Source organism: Rossellomorea oryzaecorticis (genome assembly GCF_038405515.1).
GTDB lineage: Bacteria > Bacillota > Bacilli > Bacillales > Bacillaceae_B > Rossellomorea > Rossellomorea oryzaecorticis_A.
The window spans coordinates 1-1,239 of the sequence record NZ_JBBYAF010000093.1 but is presented as its reverse complement, the minus strand read 5'-3'; the positions used below and the strand labels follow the sequence as shown (position 1 = coordinate 1,239).

Below are 1,239 nucleotides of genomic sequence, written 5' to 3'. Positions count from 1 at the left end.
AGTAGGTGTTCATGATTCCATTCTCCGTTACTGGGTGATGTTAGTTCGTCACCACGGGGATCAAGCTTTTACCTTTCCCTATACAAACTATCCTTCTGCCTTTAAACTGAGGGTAATTCAATTTATTACGGAAACGAATTACTCCATTCGAGAGGCATCAGCTATTTTTCATATTCCAGACCCATGTATGGTACGCAGGTGGAAGAAAAAGTGGGAGACAGCTGGAGAAGATGCCCTTGAACTTAAAGGAAAGGGGCTCTCTACAATGACTTCTAATCATAAGAATAAAAAAGTCAAAGACAACTCTTCTGACCTGTCGGTAGAAGATATGAAAAAAGAACTTGAATACCTTCGTATGGAGAATGCCTATTTAAAAAAGCTGAAAGCCTTAGTTCAGGAAGAACAATCACCAACGAAATCAAAGCGAAAGTAGTATATGAACTAAGGAACGAATTCCCGGTGACTAAAACAATTCAAGTAGCTAAGATGCCCAAAAGCACTTACTACAATCTCATAAAAAAGTGGGACCAACCAGATCCTGATCGTAAGTGGAAAAGAAGAATAAATTTCATTTACCATAGACATTCAGGTAGGTTTGGTTACCGTCGCATTACCGACGTTCTCCAGGAAAAAGGATATTCGATCAATAAAAAGAAAGTACTTCGAATTATGAGAGACCTCGGACTTAAATGCATTGTGCGAATGAAAAAGTACGAATCGTATAAAGGAGAAGTCGGAAAAACAGCTCCAAACATCTTAAACCGTAACTTTAGTGCCGAAAAACCTAACCAAAAGTGGGTGACGGACATTACAGAATTTAAATTGTTCGGACAGAAACTATATTTATCGCCGATTTTAGATTTGTTTAACGGCGAAATTATCACCTACACGATTCAATCAAGGCCGACATTTGATTTGGTTGAAACAATGTTAGCACAAGGTTTAAAACACGTGAACGAAGGTGACGAGCTCTTAATTCATTCCGACCAGGGTTGGCACTACAGAATGGCCCAGTACCGAAGGGCACTGAAGGAACACAACATCACCCAAAGTATGTCTCGTAAAGGAAACTGTTATGACAACTCTGTTATGGAAAACTTTTTTGGAATCCTAAAATCCGAATTCCTTCATCTACAAGAATTTGATAGTATCGAGCACTTTAAAGACGAACTTGCTCAATACATGCATTACTACAACCATTTGAGAATTAAATCAAGGTTGAAACGGAAAAGTCCAGTA

At 38.7% G+C, this 1,239-nt stretch carries 1 protein-coding gene; it reads left to right on the top strand.

The features are described 5' to 3' along the window. A protein-coding gene (locus tag AAEO50_RS21060) for an IS3 family transposase (RefSeq protein ID WP_425383240.1) occupies positions 1-1,239 on the top strand; the annotation gives its coding sequence in 2 pieces (ribosomal slippage) (positions 1-380 and positions 380-1,239; 1,240 coding nt annotated over the 2 pieces). This gene is flagged as partial in the annotation.